The organism is Nonomuraea sp. B19D2 (genome assembly GCF_040137845.1).
Lineage (GTDB): Bacteria > Actinomycetota > Actinomycetes > Streptosporangiales > Streptosporangiaceae > Nonomuraea.
Genome location: NZ_JBEFAK010000161.1, coordinates 1 through 803, shown reverse-complemented (window position 1 = coordinate 803; position 803 = coordinate 1). Strand labels below are relative to the sequence as shown.

Here is an 803-nt window from a genome sequence, read left to right as displayed (position 1 = left end):
TCTCTTGGCTTGCCGGCTGCCGACGCTTACACCGGCGCTACGAACGCCGGGCGGACCACTTCTCTTCCTTCGTGGCTCGCCGCAGTCCTCATTTGCTACCGCCGACTCACCAAATGAGTCACCGTCTAAGGCGTTCTGTGAGCTGTTGCAGGGTCAGCTCCAGCGGGGGCAACCGGCCCAGCTCTCCCTGGATAGTCATGATCTGGCGCCACAGCACTTCGCTGTGAGGATCGATGCGATCAACCGCCAGCGTCAGCACGCCGAGGGCCCGGTCAGGGTCATCCTTCCGCTCCAATTCGGCCGGCCGGAGGACCGCTCCAACCGCTTGTGTCCTGGCCCCTGTCGCAGCTGCAGGCACGACAGGTCATCCCTACCGGCCAGCAACGGCCCTTGATACAGGTCCAGCATCCGCCACAACGCTTTCCGCCTGACGAGCTCGCTGTCGGCGGAATTGCCCTCCACGTGTGCCTCCTCGAAATCGCCACCGGTCCACGTCGAAGTAGGCCGCGGACAACCGGCGACGCCTCCCAGCCTTGACCACGAATTTCACCGTGGCCCCGAGGCCCGTCGCCTGCCGCAGGGAGGCGTTGATGTCGCTGCACCGCTGATTATGTTCGCGACAACGGGATCTGGCGCAAAGTCCGTGAAGCGATGACGATATGTGATCGCGTCGCTGGGGGCAGGCGATGGTCAGGTTGATCGCGATTTCGTAACTCGATACACAGAAGAGCGGCCGCGTCGTCATGATCCGGTTCATCCCGGAACTGATCATCACGAGCGGCCGCGAGGTCATTGTGCAGCAT

At 63.1% G+C, this 803-nt stretch carries 1 protein-coding gene and 1 pseudogene; one reads left to right on the top strand and one right to left on the bottom strand.

The window, feature by feature from the left end:
• A pseudogene (locus ABN273_RS59280) lies at nt 1-117 on the top strand (IS5/IS1182 family transposase); the annotation flags it as partial.
• A gap of 491 nt (nt 118-608) precedes the next feature.
• On the opposite strand, the gene ABN273_RS59275 reads toward ABN273_RS59280, so the two are convergent.
• Nucleotides 609-803 (bottom strand): hypothetical protein (locus ABN273_RS59275; RefSeq protein WP_349458609.1); only part of this gene is annotated, 195 nt, incomplete at its 5' end.